This window comes from Jutongia huaianensis (assembly GCF_014384985.1).
GTDB classification, from domain to species: Bacteria; Bacillota; Clostridia; order Lachnospirales; family Lachnospiraceae; genus Jutongia; species Jutongia huaianensis.
In genome coordinates, this window is record NZ_JACRSX010000004.1 from 143,510 (window position 1) to 164,515 (window position 21,006).

Below are 21,006 nucleotides of genomic sequence, written 5' to 3' on the forward strand. Positions count from 1 at the left end.
CCGCAAACCGATCTTCTTATTTCATTATAACGTCCAAGGGCAGCCTACCCATTACGGATAGACTACCAGACCATTTCGTATCTTTGTTGTCTCGTCAATCTTGTAAGTCTTTTTACCGGATTTCATTGCAAAAGAAACCGTGACATTACTTCCCTTTATGTCCACCTTGAAGTCATTAACATAATCAGATAAAAGCTCCTCCGGCTGACAATTCAAGCCACCACGGCTTGCCGGAAGTGCTGCATCGCTTTTATGCTCCTCCAGATACAGCTTTTGACCATCAAATTTGATGATCTTCAGATCCGTCACATTTTTGACCTGTACATACTCCGGAGCTGCACTTGCAGCCCCCGAAGGTGCCGGCGTTGCAGTCTTTTTGCAGTCTATCTGATACAGAATCAATGCGTTATTTACATCATCATACTTTACACAGTTTGACTCCATAATCATTGTATTTAACTGTGCCATCAACGTCTGGGATTCCATCTGCAGATCAAGCTCTGCTTTTGTGTTGGAATAACTCCGGCTGCCTGACTGCATCAGAAGTGTGATTGCACCTCCGACGATTGCCAGAATCGCCATAGAAATAATCAATTCCACGAGAGTATAACCTCTCTTATCTTTCCAGTTCAGAACAATCACCTCCCATCAACTTTCTTTTATAAAGTGCTTTCCTGTTGTTTTGACCAGCTGGATCGTAAACTTCTCCTTGCCGGACAATTCAATCGTACTGTAAAATGGCATTTCTGTCATTGCCTTACCGGCAGTCACCGTTCCGTTATTGCTGTAGATAAAGGAACCGGTACCTTTGGAATAACCAATCTTCAGCATATTATTTTCATCCAAGGTTGTTACCGATGCTCCTGCATCAGAACCTTTAATGGTTACTGAGCTGTCGCAAAGCTTTGTCTGTGAAACATTGCCCGCTGTAATCGCTGCATTCAGATCCAGTCGTTTCTTATAACCATCCGGCACACCATCTCCATCGGAATCTGTCGTATCACTCGCCATAGAACTATAAATCCCATCTGAAGTACGATAAATGTAGAGATATGTCACACCTTTTTTAGTCATGGTGGCTGTCTGAATTTTTGTAATCTGATTATTTAACTTTGCAGATGCCTTTTTGGTCTTACCGACATTGATATAAGCCAAACCACCAATGATCGCCCCTGCAAATACAGCCATGATCGCCATGGTTATGATCAGCTCGATCAGGGAAAAGCCCCGCTTATCCTCTCTGATATTCATCACCTTCACCTCCCTGCATTAACCATTCTTCTTCCAGTTTTCATAGCTTACATTATTGGTATTGGAACTGCTTCCATCATTACCAATCGCTGCTTCTACAGACTTTCTGAAGTACTCCTGCATCAAATTATAGAACACAGGCTTTGCCTGCTTCTTGTCATATTCAAACAGCTTCTCAATTGCTTCCGAATCGGAATTCACTGTTGTGGATGCCGCTGCCAGCTCCACATCATTTCCTGAAATGATCAGACCGTTAAAGGAATTTGCATCACTTCCCAGAACCGTTACCTTTCCTTTGGCAAGGATAAAGCAAGGATCGCTGAGAGAGCATCCCGCCTGATTGGTATAATCATTCGGCCAGGTCACATCTCCATCTGAAATAATGTAACCACATTGAACCGTGTTTCCATTCTCTCTTGTGATCGGATAATGACCGATCTTCGTTCCCACCGGAATATCATTTACCTTTACCAATGTGTTGAAAAGATTGGTAGAATCACTCTTACCACTCTTTGACAGATCACCTGTCTCATAAAGTCTCCAATTGGAACTATTGGCTGCTGTCTCGTAATCATCTACCAGCGCAAGCTGCTTTGACATATACAGCTTACTGCTCTCCTTTGCAAACTGCAGGAAACTGTTGGATGGAGTCTGTAACGTGTTTTCCAGCCTCAATGCAATCTTTCCTTTTCCGTTTACATCCTTCTGTGTATTATCACTGTACATAATATTACCGGAGGAAAGAATATATCCTACTTTGTTTCCGGCAAAGGACGGAAGCTGAATACCAATAGTATCTACATATGTCTTATTAACAGTATCATAAATGGTCTGCTGCGCACTCTGATTGTAAAACAGATCAAAGAAGCGGCTTGCTGCTTTTGAATCCACAAAACTCAGGTAAAAATAATGAATGTCATCAGCGCTTACATTCTTATCTTTACGGGAATACAGCTTTAACGGCTGTGCGGCGTCAAGCTCACCATCCGTGATCATTTTTAATACATCAAACTGCTTTGTACCGTCTGCATTATCAGGAATTCCGATACGTTCCTCATAGGAAAGATAATCGAAAAGATATTGCACATCTCCCGTACCATCAGAGGAAGGGACAGCAAAATAATAACACGGTCTTCCCTTTTGACTGTCGGTATCAAACGTTCCCTTTCCCGGCACACTTGTTGCGTGTACACAGCCCGGGTTCGCATTTTCCAATGCATCCACACGTTTTACAAATCCATCTGTCGCTCCGGAACCGGAGGAAGTTACTGCTCCCACGAAATAAGAGAGCTGACCACTCTTTACTGCCAAAGATTCTCCAAGTTCAATGTCCGGATTGTTCAACGGTTTTACATCATTGGCATATGTAGTCTTTTTAGAAATAAAAGTACGTCCCGCCAGTACCAGTTCTGAAAGACCTGTCATCAGAAGATCATCATCATGACCGTTAATGGATATGGAACTACTGTACTCTGCTTTTGTAGATAATTTCTTTGGTGCCGGTGAAACAACGACATTAGAATAGTTATCTACAAAGTTATAACCATAATATTTTCCCTTTAAGGTGACGCTGTCATCATCACCTGCAATCTCCATATCGTCAGCAATATAAGAAGTTGCATTAATATTTACTTCATTACCACCGGCTCCCGTACTGCTGTTGGAGGTCAGAATATTTTCTGCCCAAAGCTCGGCATTCTTATCACTGGATGCACTTTTTCCAATCTCAAGAGCACTGCCTCCGGAAACAGACACATCACCTCTTGTAATGATCTGATCCGCATTGATCTTTAATTTTGCGCCGCCACTAATGACAATACCCGCCTTGGTATCCTCCTTTGTTGCATCACGTTCTACCGTACCGGCATACATATTACCGTTAACCTTTGCAAAAATAGATCCATTATCTGCAAGGATCTGGTTGTCTGCAAGAATGGCATAATTGAGATACTCGGAATGGGCCTCTGTGCTGACTGTCGGCACCTCAATACGAATATCAGTCGTTAATGTCGTCTCATAATCCTTCTGGGTGTCATGCTCCTTAATAACCTTTACATCCTTCAGGATCAGTGCATCTCCATCCAGTACCAGATTTCCCTTTGTAATACCATTGGAATCTGCCGGATGACGAATATAACTTTTGGCCTGCTCATCCGTCAGATAACTTTCCAATACACTGTCCAGATACTGATATGACGTGATATTCGGATCATATGCCGTTCCTCCCGTCAGTTTACTGACCATATCTGTCAAAAAGTCCTTAATATATTTGTTATCCAAAGAATTCCCTGATGATGTCAGGGAAGCATTATACTCACCCAATGCCTTTTCATACGCACTTGCGGATGCTGCGGAAGATTCATTCTGAATCCCTGCCGCAATGGCATCTAAAATCGAATCCGTCTGATAAAAGTTCTCCTGTGTTGCTTTCTGTGAACTTTTCAGATAGATATTCGTGATCGTCGTGGTAATAACCGCTCCTGCAAGCAAAATCAGAAATGACATGCAGATCATTACTAAAACAAGGGACGAACCACTTTTGTCTTTTAAAAATCGTTTCATCATGATCTCTCTCCTTCCTAATTCTGCACTTTGGAACCATTTACCTGTACAATTCCTGTTTTACTTCCATCCTGACTGTCTACCGTCACTGTGATATCAGCCATTCGATTGATAGACTCCGAATGAACCAGTGTATAGTTTCCACTTGGGTCTTTCTGTGCCTTTCCTGCCACCTGATCACCATTTGCATTTAATTCATCCGTATTATTCGCCGACAAATTCAAATACAGCTTCTGAACTTTGGTTGCAAACCCGGAACCTAAACTATTGATCGACAATTTATACCCCTGTGGTCTTTCCGTGTATCCGGCAGGAACACTTTCTCCATGCTTGACACTGTTCTGTGCGATCACAAACAAATTCAGATCATTTGCATTCAACTGGATGGCATTTGCATCATTTGTCTCTAAAATAATCTGATCCCGCTCATTTACCGGCTGATAAAACAGATAGATATTTTCCAGCTTATTTACATTAATAGAAGCAGACTCCACAACATCCTCATATACCGTAGAGGCATCAATGCCTGCCGGATATGAACCGGCTCCTTTATTATATGTATACTTATATTTTACCGATATAATATCATTTCCCGGCTTAGCCGAATCTTCCTTTGCCGAAATTATAATAGAACAGTCCAAATTCTTCTTTAACTCATCTGCTGACATAGGCGAACCTGATGCCGCCGGAGCCGCAGCATACGCTGCAGAATGCTTGTTTGCAAAAGCATAGCTTGCAGAAGTCAGGGTCTGACCATGCTCTGATGACATCACATCCTTGCTGCTGTCCATCGTGCCAATAACATATTTCTCATAATTTTTCGGTATCGCCGTTGCTGCGGGCACCACCTTGCTTAATGGCTGGATCTGCGCTGTTACCTTGAATGAATTTTTGTCTACAGACTTATCCTGTGTCAGCGTATATGTTCCATTGGCATCCGGCGATGCGGCAACTGTCCAGTCAGGCTGCGCAGAACATACCAGATCAGGATCATCCAGCGAATATGGTGTGTTTTTAAACTCCTCCAATACATCCTGTGCCAAAACGGAAGCATTCTGCTTCTGTCTGCTTCGTGCATTGTGCTTCGCAGCATCTGTAAAATAACTTAAAATCGGTATCGTTACAATCGCAAGTATGGCTATTGTCAGAATAAGCTCTACCAAAGTAAAGCCTCGCTGATCCCTCCAATATCCCGTTGCTCTGCACCTTCTCTCTTTCATCGGCTCACCTCAAATCTTTATACAACAACTGCAACTGCCGAATAAATCCGGCAGTTGCACTAATGTACTATTTTCTAAAAATATTGTCTACACCGGTATTTCCATTGCTGACATTTGGAGATTCATAAACCTCTCCGGTACCGGAGATTGCATACATATCAATCGTCATGGCACAAGCAAGAACACTTTCCTCATCATCTGCCGTAGCAGAAATCTCTGAAATCGTCATACGATCCTTTGACTTATTGATAAAATCAACGACCTTTTTCAGGGAATCATATGTCGAAGTAAAGGAAACATTCACTGTAGAACGATATCCTGTATAATCTGCCGCTGCGGTAATCACATCATTTACCGGTGTGTCTGATGTAATCGCTGCAACAGATGCCGGATTTGATTTTGGTGCCGGCGAAGCATTTGCTGTTGCTCCTGTTGTTGTGTCTGTATCAACAGCTCCCTGCTGATAGAACAACTGGTTCATATTAAAACTCTCAGACTCAATCTTTACATCGGAAATACTCTCATACATATCATTCAGATCATAGATCGCATCCTCTGTACGAACCTCTGCCGGGAACTTACTCAAAACATCTGCCACATCAAGCTGCGTCTGTTTCGTCTCCTCCAATACACTGTCCTTTTGTGCCTCCATGGTTTCCAGTTTCGAAACCTCCTGAGACAATGTTGTATTCTCCGCCTCTAAAGCCGATCTCTTTTCATTCATCTTTGCAAACACCAAAAAGTATGCTGCAGCAACGATGAGAATTGCTCCAAATATAAAGAGCATCATTTTATCACGATTTGACATTTTCTTTTTTGTATCCATATCTCATTTCCTCCTGTTCATACTTTCTAGTTTGCCGGGCTTGCGGATGCCTGTGCGCTCTGGTCAATTGCATTTGCTGCTTCCTGTACCATTGCCTGTACCACCTGATAATACTGTGCTGATACGGAGAAATTATAAACGGTGCTTCCGTCATCCCCGTCCGCCGCTGTTACAGAAGGAATGGAAATATTGGTAAGAACCGGAATTTTCTGGCCATCCTTGTCTACCATTTCCATAGATTCCAGATTCATTAACATTCTCGCAATAGAAATATCTGTCTCTGATGTGATCGTCATATTGATTCCATCATCATTTGACTGGAGAAAGCTTACTGTCATCGTTCTTGGCAGGTTTGCCTCCAGCTGCTTGATCAGACTGTTCAGATTCTCATTCTGCGTTTCTGTCGCATTGTAAAGACTGTTTACCTGACTGTAAACATTTTTAATCCCTTCGTTTTCTTCAAATACGGAATTGATATATGACAACGACTGCTTTCTGGCATTCAGATCGTCGTTTTTTTGCTTTTCTGTATTGTACTGCAGGAATGCAAATGCTGACATCGCAATCGCACAGATCACAGCCAATCCAAAGACAAGCTGTGCATTACGAAGAGCGTCTGCGCCGGATCCAGAACTTGCCGCATTTTTGGACTTAAATCCAACCGGTGCAATTGCAGCACCTACCACAGCGATATACTCTGTCTGGTTATAAAGTCCCTCACTGAAATGACGTGGGAAAGATACATTTACCAGATGCTCCATTCTCTGAGTTGGAATATTTAACTCATTTTCAAAGAGCTCCTCAATACCGGCTACCTTACAGCCCATACCTGTGATATAAATACTGGTAAGCTCAACTCCCTGATGTTTTGATTTAAAGAAGTCAATAACACGAAGAACACTCAGAAGAATTTCTCCGATGGCATCTGTAACTACCTTACGGGAAGACTTGCTCGCTTCCTGCTGTTTCCACTGCTCCTCTGTCATTCGTGCGCTTACAATACTCTCATCATCATCCAGTCCCCGGTAGTCCAGGCTCCGGCAAACCAGCTTATCTCTGCAGAGTGCCTCACAGGCAGTATCCATATCTTCAATCATACACTCATCACTGAGAACCATTGCCTCAGCCACATTAAAGATACCCTGCGGAATGGTACGCTGCATCAGCTGCTGACCTTCATTCATAAAGTTGATCATGGTTGTATTACCACTGATCTGAATGCAGGCACAATAGTCAAGAACGATCTCCTTCTTTAATACCTGCATAGAACCATTACCAAAGTAATCCAGAGCTTCAATATTGAAGTCCATCTCCTTAGCAAAGTTATAATAATTATCTACCAGATCATCCGGAGCTGCCAGTAAAAGTACCTTGTATGACTTTTCCTTGCCCTCCTTAATGGTCTCCAGCAGAGAATACGCCAATGTATAATCATTCAGATCGATCGGGAAATACTCCTGTGCTGTTGCCTGAACAAGCGCCCCAATTTTATTTTCCTTTACATTAGGAAGTGTTACCTCACGAGTTGCGATCTTACTGGACGCAATCGAGAACACAACACTCTTTTCTTTCATTCCTGCCTCTGCCAGCTCATTGCGGAAAGCGACTGCCAATACATCCTTATCACGGATGACACCATCTTCAATAACACCCTCCGGTGTTGCAAAGCTGACCGCGCGGTATACATGCGGATTTTTCTTTTTATAATCAATCTCAACAATCTTGGTCACTTGTGTACCAATCTCAATACTAAGTACATGTTTTGCCATATCGTACTTTTCCTCCCTGTCTCAATATTTTTGCATCACACAAAATTCAACGTATGCAGAATAACTGCAAAATGGAGCCTAACGCTATGCTCATGGTAAGCTCGCTGTTAAACTCTCTGTGACAGCAAAATTACTGCCATCTTCTGAATAAAACGTCAATAAACGGTTACTATGATCGATCATCCAAAAAGCGGTCAATCACATTTTAATCATACCAATATACCAATCAATCAAAGGAGTTCCCCATAATGCCGTGAACCAGATCCCCACAGACAAATAAGGTCCCAATGCCAGACGATGCTCTGCATGACTTACTGCCATACGGATCAGATGAATCACTGAACCAATGATACATCCCAAAAAGAATGCCAAAACAGCACCTTTCCACCCCAGCAATAACCCTGCACCAAACATCAGCTTGATATCTCCACCGCCGATTCCCCTTCCGACAGTAATAAGATAAATAACCAAAAGAAACACGCTGACAGAAAACATTCCGATCACGTGATCCTTCCATGCATGCAGATCAAGCAATGTTGCCGCAATCCCCAGCAATAAGATGAATAGATTGATACCATCCGCAATCTCCATAGTCCGGAAATCAAGGATACTTAAAACAATAAGGGCGGATGTCAGGAGACAATATACGACACTCATATAATTCCAACCGTTCGCCAAGAAAACGATCACATATAATGCTCCATTCATGCCTTCCACTAAGGGATACTGAAGCGATAACTTTGTGTGACACTTCCTGCATCTGCCCCTTAGAAATAAAAAACTAAATAACGGAACCAGGTCATACCAGCGCAGCTGATAACCACAAGTCATACAATGGGAGTGTGGAAACACTATGCTTTCCTTTAAAGGAATACGATAGATGCAGACATTCAGAAAACTGCCGATCACAATTCCAAAGAGAAAGACGAATATGTATAAGACTATAGTTATCGCTGCTACTGACATGACATGACTCCTATTAATTACAATTACTCAGATACAACTTTGAGTTTGTCAACTGTTCCACCTGCACAATATACAGTTACCTGACCTGTGGAATTATCATATGCAACAAAAATTGCGGAATCAGCTTTTGCTGTTTTAGATTTAAATTTGTCAGCAATGTCATCTTCAATATCTCCTACCGATTTGGCAGTTGTTCCATCTGAACTGCGAAGAAGACCAAGCTCTTTAATCCAGTCAGCACCACCGGTTGATGCAGTGCACGCATTCAACTCTGTTGCTGCAAATGTTGAAACAGTTCCATCAGCCTGTGAAATAGCGGATACTACATCTGTACAGAGACTGCTAAGCTGCTGCTGATCCTTTGACATACGAGACTTCTCCATATACGGAAGTACCTGAGAAGCTACGATACCAACAAGGATAGCCATAATAGCCATAACGATGATCAACTCAACAAGAGAGAAACCTTTCTTGTCATTTTCCTGTAACTTTGCGAGATAATTCTTGATAACTTTCTTCATAATTATAATCTCCTTTTCATTGAATTTTATTTATCAAAAGACTGCTTGGCACAGCCCCAAGATCAAAACAAAATAGATTTTTCTGTTTTCCAAAAACATTATGCATTTTCTGCCGCACTGTACATAGAAAGCATTGGAGCCATAATTGCAAGCATAATCGGCACAACCACCCCAGCCATCAGCACGATGATCACAGGCTCCATAATTGCAGTTACTGCTTTCGTTGCATTCTCCACTTCCTCCTCATAGAAATCAGCAGCATGCCCCAGCATTTCCTCCATATTACCGGTTTCCTCACCAATCGCCGCCATATTATAAAGAAGCGGTGGGAAAATACCAGCATCCCGAAGCGGCACCGACAACGGTGTTCCTCGTTCCACTTCACCTCTTGCTTCTTCCATGACCTTCTGTACAATACGATTACTCATCAGCTTCGTTACAATGGAAATTGCATCCACCATCGGAATACCGGATGCCATCAATGTACTCAGTGTACGAGCCAGCCGAGCCGCTGCCGATTTGATCTGGAGATCTCCAACCAGCGGAATACGGAGTAGAACACGTCCCATAATAATAGCACCGCTCTCCGTCTTTGACCATATACGAAATGTGACCACGATTGCCACGATAATAATCAAAACAAGCCACCACCAGTGGATCATACCATTACTCATTGCCATAACAATTTTTGTAATTGCCGGAAGATCCATACCAGCCCCCTCCAAAGTATCTTTAAACTGTGGAATAATATATGTAAGCATTAACACAACGACACCAGCAACAACCACTAAAAGTACGATCGGATAAATCAACGCCTGCTTGATCATACTCTGCGTCTTGTTATCCTTTTCGAACTGTTCTGCCATTCGGCAAAAAGATGTCTCCAAACTACCGGATGCCTCGCCGGCCTCCACCATGTTCAAAAGCATATCCGGGAAGATTCCCTCCTGAGCTCTCATAGCATCTGCCAGAGACTCACCTTTCTCCACCAGGATACGCGTCTGATCCAGTGCTTTCTTTAGATACTTGTTAGTCACCTGATCGGTGATCATCTGGAGTGCCTGAATAACTGTAACACCGGCATGCAGGATACTCTCAAACTGCTTACAGAACACGGAAAGATCTCTAGCCTTTACTTTTTTACCAATGCTGATCTCAATATCCTTATTTAAAGCATTCGGAATCTCCACACTGATCGGGATCAGTCCCTCTGCCTTCAGAGAATTCCTTGCAGCTGCCTCATTGGCGGCTTCCAGAGTTCCCTTCTTTTGTTTACCATTGGCGTCTACCGCCACATAATTAAATGCTGCCAATTCATCACCCTTTTCTACCCCTCTGTGTGAGATGTCATACTCACAATGGGTCGTTTATTTGTGTTGTATATAACATCCCCGATAGTTATATACAGTATCACTTTTTTGATTGTACTACATTCGTCTCACTTTTTCAACGACATTTATTAAATTTCTATAAAAAATAGTTCACATAATTTTGACCTCATTTTTATACATATTGTCCAAATGACATCTCTATTATGTGAACCATCTTTGTGAAACATTTCTGTTTTATTCGACAAATTAGAACAATTTACGTTTGAGAACCTCCGGCTCCTGAGCGAACTCCAATGCAGTATCTGCTGAAATCTTCAGATCATGATACAGATCAAAGATCGCATCATCCATGGTCTGCATACCCATCTTTTTGCTGGTCTGGATCGTAGATGGGATCTGATGTGTCTTGGCATCACGGATATTACTTGCAATCGCAGGTACCGTATGCATAACCTCATACGCCGCAACTCGTCCCTTACCGTCAGAGGTCGGCATCAACTGCTGGGAGATAACTGCCAGCAGTACCATTGCAAGCTGCACACGGATCTGCTGCTGCTGATGTGGTGGGAATACGTCGATAACACGATCGATGGTTGCTGCCGCACCAATGGTATGCAGTGTGGAGAACACCAGGTGACCGGTCTCGGCTGCGGTAATGGCTGCACCGATCGTCTCCTGGTCACGCATCTCTCCGACAAGGATAACATCCGGATCCTCACGAAGTGCTGCACGGATACCATTTGCAAAGGAAAGGGTATCAAATCCGATCTCTCGCTGATTGACAATAGAGTTTTTATGCTTATGAAGGTACTCGATCGGGTCCTCCAATGTAATAATATGCTCTTTACGATTCTCATTGATCATATTGATCAGGGATGCCAGTGTCGTAGACTTACCACTACCGGTAGGTCCTGTAACCAGTACCAGGCCACGTTTTCTTTTGGCCAGATCCATAACAGACCATGGGAGACCTAACTTCTCCGGTGCCGGGATCACAGTATTGATCAGACGAAGTACTGCTGCAAAGGAATTCTTCTGGCGGAACACATTACAACGGAATCGTCCCAACGCTTCTGTACTATAAGAGAAATCCGCCTCACCATCTCTCTTTAAGGTGGCAACCTGTCTCTCATTCATAATAGAAAGAACCAGCGTCTGTGTATCATGAGAGGTCAGCACATGAGGAATAATATCCTCGATCGTACCATTTACACGCATTTTCGGTGGAAGTCCAACCGTAATATGTACGTCGGATGCTCCCACGTCTCTGGCAATTTCCAGCAAACTGTCCATTGTGATTTCCATTTTGTAAACCCTCCATATTCTATAGATTAATTATCATAAGCGACACGATGTACTTCCTGCAGTGTCGTAATACCCTTCAATACCTGTTTATTAGCTGACATAACAAGTGTGTTCATACCTTCTGCGATCGCCTGCTTCTCCAGCTCTTCTGCTGTACCACCGGTTGCAATGATACGCTTAAGACTCGGAGACATCTGCATGATCTCGTAGATACCGATACGTCCTTTGTATCCGGCGCCTCCACACTCCAGACATTCCTCGTTTGGCTCAATATGAGGAATTAATATTTCCTCTCCCCACTTCTCCTCCGGGATACCAAGCTCTTTCTTTTCCAGGTCATCTGCCGGCACCATACGCTTACACCGCGGACAGACGCGGCGAAGAAGTCGCTGTGCAATAACTCCGATCACTGCATCAGAGATCAGATAATTCTCAATCCCCATATCTGCAAGACGGCTGATGGTACTTGCCGCACTGTTCGTATGGAGTGTACTAACTACCAAGTGACCCGTGATAGCGGACTCAACGGCAATACCGGCGGTCTCACCGTCTCGAATCTCACCGATCATGATAATGTCCGGATCCTGACGCAGAATGGAACGAAGTGCCGCGGCAAAGGTAAGTCCCGCTTTGGCATTTACCTGTACCTGATTGATACCATTGATATTGGCCTCGACCGGGTCCTCTACCGTGATGATATTTACTTCGTCGGTATTCAGCTCACTGAGTGCCGTATAAAGAGTCGTTGATTTACCGGAACCGGTAGGTCCTGTAACAAGCATAATGCCATTTGGATGCTTCAGAATATCCTCAAACCGGTGAAGCTCCTCCGGCTCAAATCCAAGATCTTTCTTATCACGGCTCAAAGCAGTCTTCTGTGCAAGACGCATAACGATCTTCTCACCATATACTGTCGGAAGAATAGATACACGAATATCGTACTCCTGCCGATCGACGATCTGTGTCATACGACCATCCTGTGGTTTACGCTTCTCGGAAATATCCATACCGCCAACGATCTTGATACGTGCAACCATCGCTGACAGCAATGAAATATCATGACGCATCGCCTCCTGAAGCACACCATCGACACGGAACCGGATACGGAGCTGATTCTCCAGCGGTTCAAAGTGAATATCGGATGTTCTTTTATGTACTGCCTGCTCAATGATCTGATTAACCAGACGAACGATCGGTGCCTGCTTAACCTCCTCGGACTCCTCTTTTCCATCCTTATTATTGCCATATTTTTCACGACGCTCAGCAGCAAACTGATCTGCCACCTTCATTGCCTCGGAATTACCATAGAAACGATCCAACGCCTGGGATACATCCTTGACCGTGGTAACACGAACTTCTATCTGCATACCGGTGATGATCGACAGATCATCCATTGCGATCATATCCAGCGGATCTGAAAATGCTACACGAAGGACATTGGGATTGTCCGGAGCGAACTCATACGGTAAAAGCATATACTTTCGCAGAACCTTCTCGTCTACCAGAGCCAGCACCTCATCCTCAATGGTAATGCCTGCCAGATGTACACGTTCCAACCCCATCTGGTGACAAAGTGCCTCTGCGATGATCTCATCATTCATGATACCCATATCTACAAGGGTCATACCAAGCTTCTGACCATTTCCGGCTTCCTTCTGCTTCTTTAACGCTTCCTCCAACTGCTCCTGTGTAATAACACCCGCTCCAAGCAGCAAATCTCCCAGTCGTTTCTTTCTGCGCAATCTGCTTGCAATCGAATTATCCATGCTAGATCCCCCTATCCATCCTTTTTCACAGGCTCCTCTCACGTTCCGGAGCCCTCTTCTCCTTTGTCCCATTCAGGCATAGGCACAACAGATGTAATTCCTCGTACGTCATTCTTTATTCTTTTGTGCCTGCATATTTATATTATTATATACGTTTATGAGACATTTAGCAAGCGGAAACAAAAAATAGCGTAATGATTTTCGTAATTTTGCTGAAATCAAAAAAGCAGGTATAACCCGCTTTTTCTTACGTTTCCCTCTGAAACGCTATTTTGTAGTGCCGCAAGAAGGATTGCAGCGCCTCTTCCCATAAGCTCTCCCCTGATCTGTCTAATGTGAATACAGGATAAGAGACCACCGGCACCATCAGAAGCTCTCCTTTTTCAAACCGGATCTGTAGCCGCAGCGACGGCATCTGATCACACTCTGCGGATATTTTCTCTCCCAGGATCTGCTTTCGCTGCTTTTCAGAGGTTTCCAGATCAATATACAGCTTATCCGGTGATTTCTTTCCTTTAATAAATAGAAATACCGTTTCTCTCATTTCAGCCCAGGTCATATAGCCGCAGTCATGGCTGCCGGTCTCCGCCTGCATCTGCTGCCACATTTCGCTGTCATACCAATCTGCACGCCTTTTGCCTTTGAGCACCATTTCGGAAGATGTAACCGCCCGTGCCTCAAAAAGCAGAAAATGATCAAAGGTTTCCTGCAATAACAAATGTGCCATAAAATTTTTTATATCAATTATTTTTATCACTATCATAAAAAACCTGCTTTCTGTACATAATAGTACCACGACAAGACCGGCTGCTGTAAAACTCCGGAGACAGCAGCTTTGTCTTTGTCTTAACTATAAATCGCGCTGGAGGATTCAATCATGAAAAAAGATGCAAAAACCATGAAAGAAGTAGCGGAAAGATGTACCAAATACTGCCGCTGCGATAACTGTAACTGCTCAAACTCAAGCAAAGACGAAGCCATTTCCTGCCAGAACTGTACCCACTATACTCCTGGCAAGGTATGTGATATCGATCTGTATGAGGAGATCGTGGAGAATCACGATCTGTAATGCAGCCTGCAGCCAAAAAGCAATACGAATGTTTTGCTTTATTCAAAATAGCCGGATGAAAGTCCGGCTATTACATATATTCCGGCAAACATACCGGTTCTGCTCTTTTCAGTGATCCGGCCGTCTTTACCGTCCCACAAAAACAACAACCGACCGCGGTGGAACGATTGTTTTTTTCTGGCTTTCCAAGGAAGGCTTTTTATGACTTCTTTTCTTTCGTACCGGCTGTGGAACCGTACTGAAAGTATTGCCATAAGTCTCTATGGCCGGATACCACTCCCTCTCCCCCGGCAGGTTGGGCAGATCAAAGGATTTCGGCTCCCAATACATATTAAAAATGATATATATGGAGTCGTCCGGTTTTCCGGCCTTCTGCTGGTAATCACCGTACAAAAGAACTGCCAGCATCCGGCTATAATAAGAAAAGTCTGCTCTCCATGCCTGTGTGCCGTGTATGGAAACATCCGGCATACCGCATGACAGAGAATCAAACATATAAAGTTCTCTCCCCTGATGAAGCACCGGGTGTTCTTTTCGGAATGCTATGAGCTTTTTGACGTATTCTAAAATCCCGGCACGCATGCTGGTCATCCTCCAGTCAAGCCAGGTAATCTCGTTATCCTGGCAGTATGGATTGTTATTACCTTCCTGACTGTTGCCAAACTCATCTCCCGCCAGCAGCATCGGTGTTCCCTGCGCCAGAAGCATCATTGCAAACGCATTGCGTATCTGGCACATCCGCCGGGAAAGAATGTATTTTTTGCGGCTCTTTCCCTCTATCCCACAGTTCCAGCTGTAATTGTACTCCGTGCCATCCTGATTGCCCTCTCCGTTCTCCTCATTATGCTTCACATCATAGGATACCAGATCCATCATAGTAAATCCGTTGACATAGGTCATAAAATTAATATTGGCAATCTGCCCGCTTCCTCTCCGGAAAAATCCTGAGAAGCCCTCTACCTGCCCCTCATCGCTTTTCAGATAACGGCGTGCACAGTTCATAAATCCCTCATTATACTCTGCCAGCAGACCATTGTTCCCCGCTCCGGCAACAAGCTCTCTGTTCCAGTAATCTGTCAACAGCTTAACTCCGGATAAAATAGGGTCTGATACAAGCATCTGTGACGGCATCACCTCCTGATTAACACGAAAACCGTCCACATGATACTCCAATACCCAGTTTCTCAAACAATCCTCCATCAGACAGACGTTTGTCCCCGGCATAAAATAAATATCCAGCAAAATTTCTATTCCTGCCTGATGCAGACTACGGACCAGAGTCTTAAACTCTACACCGGCCTGATGCGGATCTGCTGCATATGCAGCTTTCGGCGCATAGTAATATGTCTCACTCTGTCCATATCCCCAGTAATTGATCTTCCCTTTCTCCTGAACCACATTTTCCTTATGTTTACCGGCTCCCACAGCCACAGAATCTGTCGTTTTACCGGCAGCCTGCTTCGGCGCCCCATGAACCTTCGCACCAATCTGAATCTCATCAAACTCATAGCATGGAAGCAGCAATACTGCATTGATCCCCAGCTCCTTTAAATACGGAATCTTCTCCCGAAGACCATCAAAGCTGCCCCGGTGTGCCACCTTCGAAGAGGCATGTCTGGTAAACCCTCTGACATGAAGCTGATACAGGATCATATCTGAAAACGGAATACTTAACGGACTGTCATCCTGCCAGTCAAAGCTTTCCAGACTGATTCCTCCCCGGATCCTGTTTCCTTCTCCCGTTCTGCGTCCCCAGCGCTCTCTGCCATGAATCACAGCCGCATAGGGATCAACGAACTCTCTGCCATCCACCTCGTACATATATTCATAGTCACGGGACAATATATCCGCTACAGTATGCTGATCATCTGTGTCCGGACAATCCGTAATCTTTACAAAATATACACTGCCACGCCGATATTCTCTCGACAGGCGTATTCTGCAGGACGGACGTTTCTGCCCGGTCTTATATATATTCAGATAGCAGTCCCCGCCCTTCGGAATAGAAACTGCGAACTGTACACCATCCGCCACCTTTGTTACACCAAAAGGCAATGTATCTCCCTGTTTATATCGAAACAATTTCTCTGTCTTGTCCATGTATCTCCAGCCTTCCCAATTGTTTTACCGTATCAATCGTTCATAACGGTAGTATATTTTATTGTACTACATTTTCTGTCAGCGTGTCAAAAAAAATGGCACCCTCCGCATAAATTTCATTTGCCTCTTGCAAAATCGCCAGTTTTCTGTAAAATAGAGAGGTGTATGCCTTATTATAGGGAATATGCTTTATAATATGTAATTAACGAATTTGAGCACGAATGGAGGATTTCGATGATACAAGCAAGCAATGTCACATTACGTCTTGGCAAAAAGGCCCTCTTTGAGGATGTAAATATCAAGTTTACCGAAGGCAACTGTTATGGACTGATCGGTGCCAACGGTGCCGGTAAATCAACTTTTCTGAAAATTTTGAACGGCGAGATCGAACCGTCAAAAGGTGATATCATTATCACACCGGGACAGCGTCTTTCTTTCCTGAAACAGGACCACTTCCAGTATGATGCGTATTCTGTACTGGATACCGTTATTATGGGAAATGAGCGTCTTTACCAGATCATGAAGGAAAAGGACGAGATCTACGCAAAACCGGATTTCAGTGATGAGGACGGTATCCGTGCAGCTGAGCTTGAAGAGGAATTTGCTACTATGAATGGATGGGAAGCGGAATCCGATGCTGCTACTCTCCTGAATGGACTTGGCGTACCTACCGAGACACATTCTATGATGATGAGCGAGCTGCCTGCCAATGAGAAGGTGAAAATCCTCCTGGCACAGGCACTTTTTGGTAATCCTGATATTCTCCTGCTTGACGAGCCGACCAACCACCTGGATCTGGAAGCGATCCGCTGGCTGGAGGATTTCCTGATTGATTTTGACAATACCGTGATCGTGGTATCACACGACCGTTATTTTCTGAACAAGGTCTGCACCCATATTGCAGATATTGATTATGCCAAAATCCAGCTTTATGCCGGAAACTATGACTTCTGGTATGAGTCAAGCCAGTTGATGATCAAACAGATGAAAGAAGCAAATAAGAAGAAAGAGGAAAAAATCAAGGAGCTGCAGGAATTTATCCAGCGATTCAGCGCCAACGCTTCCAAGTCGAAGCAGGCAACCTCCAGAAAACGTGCATTGGAAAAAATTGAGCTGGACGATATGAAACCTTCCAGCCGTAAATATCCTTATATTGATTTCCGTCCGGAGCGCGAGATCGGTAATGAGGTTCTTACCGTAGAACATCTTTCCAAGACTATTGACGGAGTAAAGGTTCTGGATGATATTTCCTTTATCATCGGCCGCGAAGATAAGGTTGCTTTCGTAGGAAGCAATACGATCGCCGCTACTACCCTGTTCCAGATCCTTGCCGGAGAAATGGAACCGGATGAGGGATCTTACAAGTGGGGCGTGACCACAAGCTTCTCTTACTTCCCGAAGGACAATACAGAGCTTTTTGCCAGTGATGACACGATTGTTGACTGGCTGATGCCATTCTCTCCGGAGAAGGATCCGACCTATGTACGTGGTTTCCTCGGTCGTATGCTTTTCCCTGGTGAAGACGGTATCAAGAAAGTGAATGTCCTTTCCGGTGGTGAACGTGTCCGTGTTATGCTGTCCAAGATGATGATCCTTGCATCCAATATTTTGATCATGGATGAGCCAACCAACCATCTGGATATGGAATCTATCACTGCATTAAATAATGGTCTGATCAAATTTCCAGGCGTGGTACTCTTCACCTCGCAGGATCATCAGTTTATCCAGACGATTGCCAACCGTATTATGGAGATCACACCGGGCGGTCTGATCGATAAGATTTCTACCTACGACGAATATCTGGACAGTGATGAAATGGCCCGCAAGAGACAGCTTCTGTCTGTACAGAATGAAGATGAAGATTAATGTATCAATTATTGATTCTAATTTATAAAATGACTGATAAACGGAAATTTATCGTACAAAACAGAGAGGAATATGAAACTTATTCATATTCCTCTCTGTTTTTAATTATTTATATTGTTTTATGTGTTCATTTTATGTCTTGTCTAAACACTGCACACCTGCTTGTATCCTTTATCAGGCAGTCTTTTTTTCCTGCCGCCCTTTTACATACTGATAGATCAGGATTCCTGCCGATGCCACTACCAATACTCCGGAAAGCACCTGAGAAACCGCTACACCTGTTCCGAAAAAGATCAACTGGTCTGTCCGCAGACCCTCGATCCATACTCTGCCCAGACCATACCCCAGCAGATAGATCAAAAAGATCTGACCATTATATTTGCGATGCTTTGTAAAAAGCAGCAATACGACCAGCACGCCAACATTCCAAAGAGATTCATAAAGAAATGTCGGATGAACCTGAATGTATCTGGTTCCGTCAATTTCTACAATATGCTTCAACACGGCGTGCGTCAGATTGGAGGATGCCACGTCACTCTCTTTGAGCTGCATAGCAAACAGACCATTGGTATATCCACCAAACGCCTCCCGGTTACAGAAATTGCCCCAACGGCCAATGAGCTGCCCCGTGATCAGACCGACACAGGCAGTATCCAGCAGCTGAAAGAAATTCTGCTTCCGAACCTTTCCAAAGATAATAGTTGTGATCACACCGGCGATCACACCGCCGTAAATCGCAAGACCGCCACCACGGGTATTAAATATCTGCGGCAAATTATCCTTATAGTAATCCCAACTAAATACAACATAATATATTCTCGCACCAATCACAGCAAATACAATATCCCACAGCGCAAGATCCAGATAAAGATCCGGCTCCTGCCCGGTGCGCTTTGCCTGAAATGCTGTCATCAGATATCCCATCACCATACCAAATGCAATGATCATTCCATAAAATGCAATCGTGAAACCACCAATGGTAATGCCTTTCCCCAGTGATGCAATTTCTATCCCCAGATGGGGAAATCGAATGTCCGGAGCCATATAAAGTTCTCCTTTCTTTATTTGCTTTGTCAGCAAACCTGTCAGTCTTTATTTATTCGTCCATATATGATTCAGAGCCACATACCGCAGACCCGCCTGCTAACGCAGGCTCTCGCTGCTTTGCAGCTTTTGTCTGCGGTTGAGGGGATTGACCCCTCATGAAATCAACGAAAGAAACTACTTTTCAAACAAGTTTGACATAGTTTCTTTCGCTGATTTCTATGTGGCTCTAAATCGTTTTACACATTAAAACGGAATAATACAACGTCGCCGTCCTGTACAACGTAGTCTTTTCCTTCGGAACGGACAAGTCCTTTTTCTTTCGCCGCATTCATGCTGCCCTGCTCTACCAGATTGTCGTAGCTTACAACCTCTGCACGAATAAAGCCGCGTTCAAAGTCTGTATGAATCTTTCCTGCTGCCTGAGGAGCCTTTGTACCCCTCTCGATCGTCCACGCACGGCTCTCATCCGGACCGGTTGTCAGATAGCTGATCAGCCCCAGCAGATTGTAGCTTGCAGAGATCAGCTTGTCTAAGCCGGACTCCGAAAGTCCCAGATCCTCCAGGAATTCTTTCTTTTCGTCCTCCTCCAGCTCTGCAATTTCCTGCTCGATCTGTGCACAGATCACAAATACCTCTGAGCCTTCCTGCTTTGCAAACTCACGAACCTTCGCTACATAGTCATTAGAAGCTGCATCATCCGCCAGATCGTCCTCTGATACATTTGCAGCATAGATTGTCGGCTTGTATGTCAGCAGATTAAAGCTTTCCAGCAATGCTTTCTCGTCATCATCCTCCGGCTCATAGGTCTTCGCCAGATTACCATCTTCCATATGCTTCTTGAGCTTCTCCACCAACTCTGTCTCTTTCACAAGTGTCTTATCATTCTTAACACTCTTCACCAGCTTTGCATAACGTCTTTCCAATATCTCCATATCCGAGAACAGCAGCTCCAAATTGATCGTCTCAATATCACGGACCGGATCAACACTTCCATCTACATGCACAATATTGGAATCATCAAAACAACGTACCACATGAACGATGGCATCAACCTCACGGATATTGGCAAGGAACTGATTACCAAGTCCCTCCCCTTTGGATGCGCCCTTTACCAGACCTGCGATATCTACAAACTCAATCGTTGCATGAACTACCTTTGCTGACTGGTGCATTTCTGCCAAAACATCCAGCCGCTTGTCCGGAACAGGTACGATACCAACATTTGGTTCAATCGTACAGAATGGGTAGTTGGCGGCCTCTGCTGCACCGGCCTTTGTGAGTGAGTTAAAAAGTGTACTTTTTCCTACGTTTGGAAGTCCTACAATTCCTAGTTTCATTTTCTATCTTTCCTTTCTTTGTTAAGCCTTTATTTTATGGTGTTTCGGCGTAACTGCGGCAAGCGTTTAC

17 protein-coding genes are annotated in these 21,006 nt (G+C 44.0%); 2 read left to right on the plus strand and 15 right to left on the minus strand.

Annotated elements, in window-relative coordinates; genetic code table 11:
- Positions 1-51: 51 nt before the first annotated feature.
- From H8704_RS05440 to H8704_RS05495, 12 genes are all read right to left on the minus strand, one after another.
- On the minus strand, positions 52-642 hold the full coding sequence (locus H8704_RS05440; protein WP_408611191.1) for a PilW family protein: 591 nt from the start codon (positions 640-642) through the stop codon (positions 52-54).
- Between the two features lie 6 nt (positions 643-648).
- Positions 649-1,251, minus strand: coding sequence for a type II secretion system protein (locus H8704_RS05445; protein WP_249297614.1), 603 nt, complete (start codon positions 1,249-1,251; stop codon positions 649-651).
- 18 nt (positions 1,252-1,269) lie between these two features.
- Positions 1,270-3,816 (minus strand): hypothetical protein, encoded by a 2,547-nt coding sequence (locus H8704_RS05450; RefSeq protein WP_249297615.1) that lies wholly within the window; start codon positions 3,814-3,816, stop codon positions 1,270-1,272.
- Positions 3,817-3,830: 14 nt separating this feature from the next.
- A complete protein-coding gene (locus tag H8704_RS05455; RefSeq protein WP_022465881.1) occupies positions 3,831-5,033 on the minus strand; it encodes a type IV pilus modification PilV family protein in 1,203 nt (400 codons plus the stop codon).
- A 67-nt stretch (positions 5,034-5,100) separates the two neighbouring features.
- Positions 5,101-5,859, minus strand: a complete 759-nt coding sequence (locus tag H8704_RS05460) for a hypothetical protein (protein ID WP_118677771.1) — start codon at positions 5,857-5,859, stop codon at positions 5,101-5,103.
- Between the two features lie 26 nt (positions 5,860-5,885).
- Positions 5,886-7,628: a pilus assembly protein PilM gene (gene pilM / locus H8704_RS05465; protein ID WP_249297616.1), complete on the minus strand. Its 1,743-nt coding sequence runs from the start codon at positions 7,626-7,628 to the stop codon at positions 5,886-5,888.
- A gap of 198 nt (positions 7,629-7,826) precedes the next feature.
- Positions 7,827-8,594, minus strand: coding sequence for a prepilin peptidase (locus H8704_RS05470; RefSeq protein WP_118677767.1), 768 nt, complete (start codon positions 8,592-8,594; stop codon positions 7,827-7,829).
- Positions 8,595-8,617: 23 nt separating this feature from the next.
- The gene (locus H8704_RS05475; RefSeq protein WP_118677765.1) at positions 8,618-9,115 is read right to left on the minus strand and encodes a prepilin-type N-terminal cleavage/methylation domain-containing protein; all 498 of its coding nucleotides are present in this window, start codon (positions 9,113-9,115) and stop codon (positions 8,618-8,620) included.
- Between the two features lie 98 nt (positions 9,116-9,213).
- On the minus strand, positions 9,214-10,428 hold the full coding sequence (locus H8704_RS05480) for a type II secretion system F family protein (RefSeq protein WP_118677763.1): 1,215 nt from the start codon (positions 10,426-10,428) through the stop codon (positions 9,214-9,216).
- A 264-nt stretch (positions 10,429-10,692) separates the two neighbouring features.
- Complete coding sequence (locus H8704_RS05485; RefSeq protein WP_022465875.1) at positions 10,693-11,751, minus strand: type IV pilus twitching motility protein PilT; 1,059 nt, start codon at positions 11,749-11,751, stop codon at positions 10,693-10,695.
- Positions 11,752-11,777: 26 nt separating this feature from the next.
- On the minus strand, positions 11,778-13,517 hold the full coding sequence (locus tag H8704_RS05490; protein ID WP_249297617.1) for a GspE/PulE family protein: 1,740 nt from the start codon (positions 13,515-13,517) through the stop codon (positions 11,778-11,780).
- A gap of 247 nt (positions 13,518-13,764) precedes the next feature.
- Positions 13,765-14,280, minus strand: a complete 516-nt coding sequence (locus tag H8704_RS05495; RefSeq protein ID WP_249297618.1) for a DUF5721 family protein — start codon at positions 14,278-14,280, stop codon at positions 13,765-13,767.
- 114 nt (positions 14,281-14,394) lie between these two features.
- Here H8704_RS05495 and H8704_RS05500 point away from each other — a divergent pair, with 114 nt between their 5' ends.
- Positions 14,395-14,586 carry a hypothetical protein gene (locus H8704_RS05500; RefSeq protein ID WP_022465872.1) on the plus strand — a complete coding sequence of 64 codons (192 nt, stop codon included), beginning with the start codon at positions 14,395-14,397 and terminating at the stop codon, positions 14,584-14,586.
- Positions 14,587-14,712: 126 nt separating this feature from the next.
- Here the strand turns inward: H8704_RS05500 and H8704_RS05505 are convergent, their stop codons facing one another.
- Positions 14,713-16,686 (minus strand): alpha-amylase family glycosyl hydrolase, encoded by a 1,974-nt coding sequence (locus tag H8704_RS05505; protein WP_118677759.1) that lies wholly within the window; start codon positions 16,684-16,686, stop codon positions 14,713-14,715.
- 234 nt (positions 16,687-16,920) lie between these two features.
- Between H8704_RS05505 and H8704_RS05510 the strand changes: the two genes are divergently transcribed.
- Positions 16,921-18,552 (plus strand): ABC-F family ATP-binding cassette domain-containing protein, encoded by a 1,632-nt coding sequence (locus tag H8704_RS05510; RefSeq protein WP_022465870.1) that lies wholly within the window; start codon positions 16,921-16,923, stop codon positions 18,550-18,552.
- 174 nt (positions 18,553-18,726) lie between these two features.
- Here the strand turns inward: H8704_RS05510 and lgt are convergent, their stop codons facing one another.
- The gene (gene lgt, locus H8704_RS05515) at positions 18,727-19,596 is read right to left on the minus strand and encodes a prolipoprotein diacylglyceryl transferase (RefSeq protein ID WP_022465869.1); all 870 of its coding nucleotides are present in this window, start codon (positions 19,594-19,596) and stop codon (positions 18,727-18,729) included.
- 239 nt (positions 19,597-19,835) lie between these two features.
- Entirely contained in the window at positions 19,836-20,936 is a 1,101-nt protein-coding gene (ychF, locus tag H8704_RS05520; protein WP_022465868.1) for a redox-regulated ATPase YchF, read from the minus strand.
- Positions 20,937-21,006: the final 70 nt, after the last annotated feature.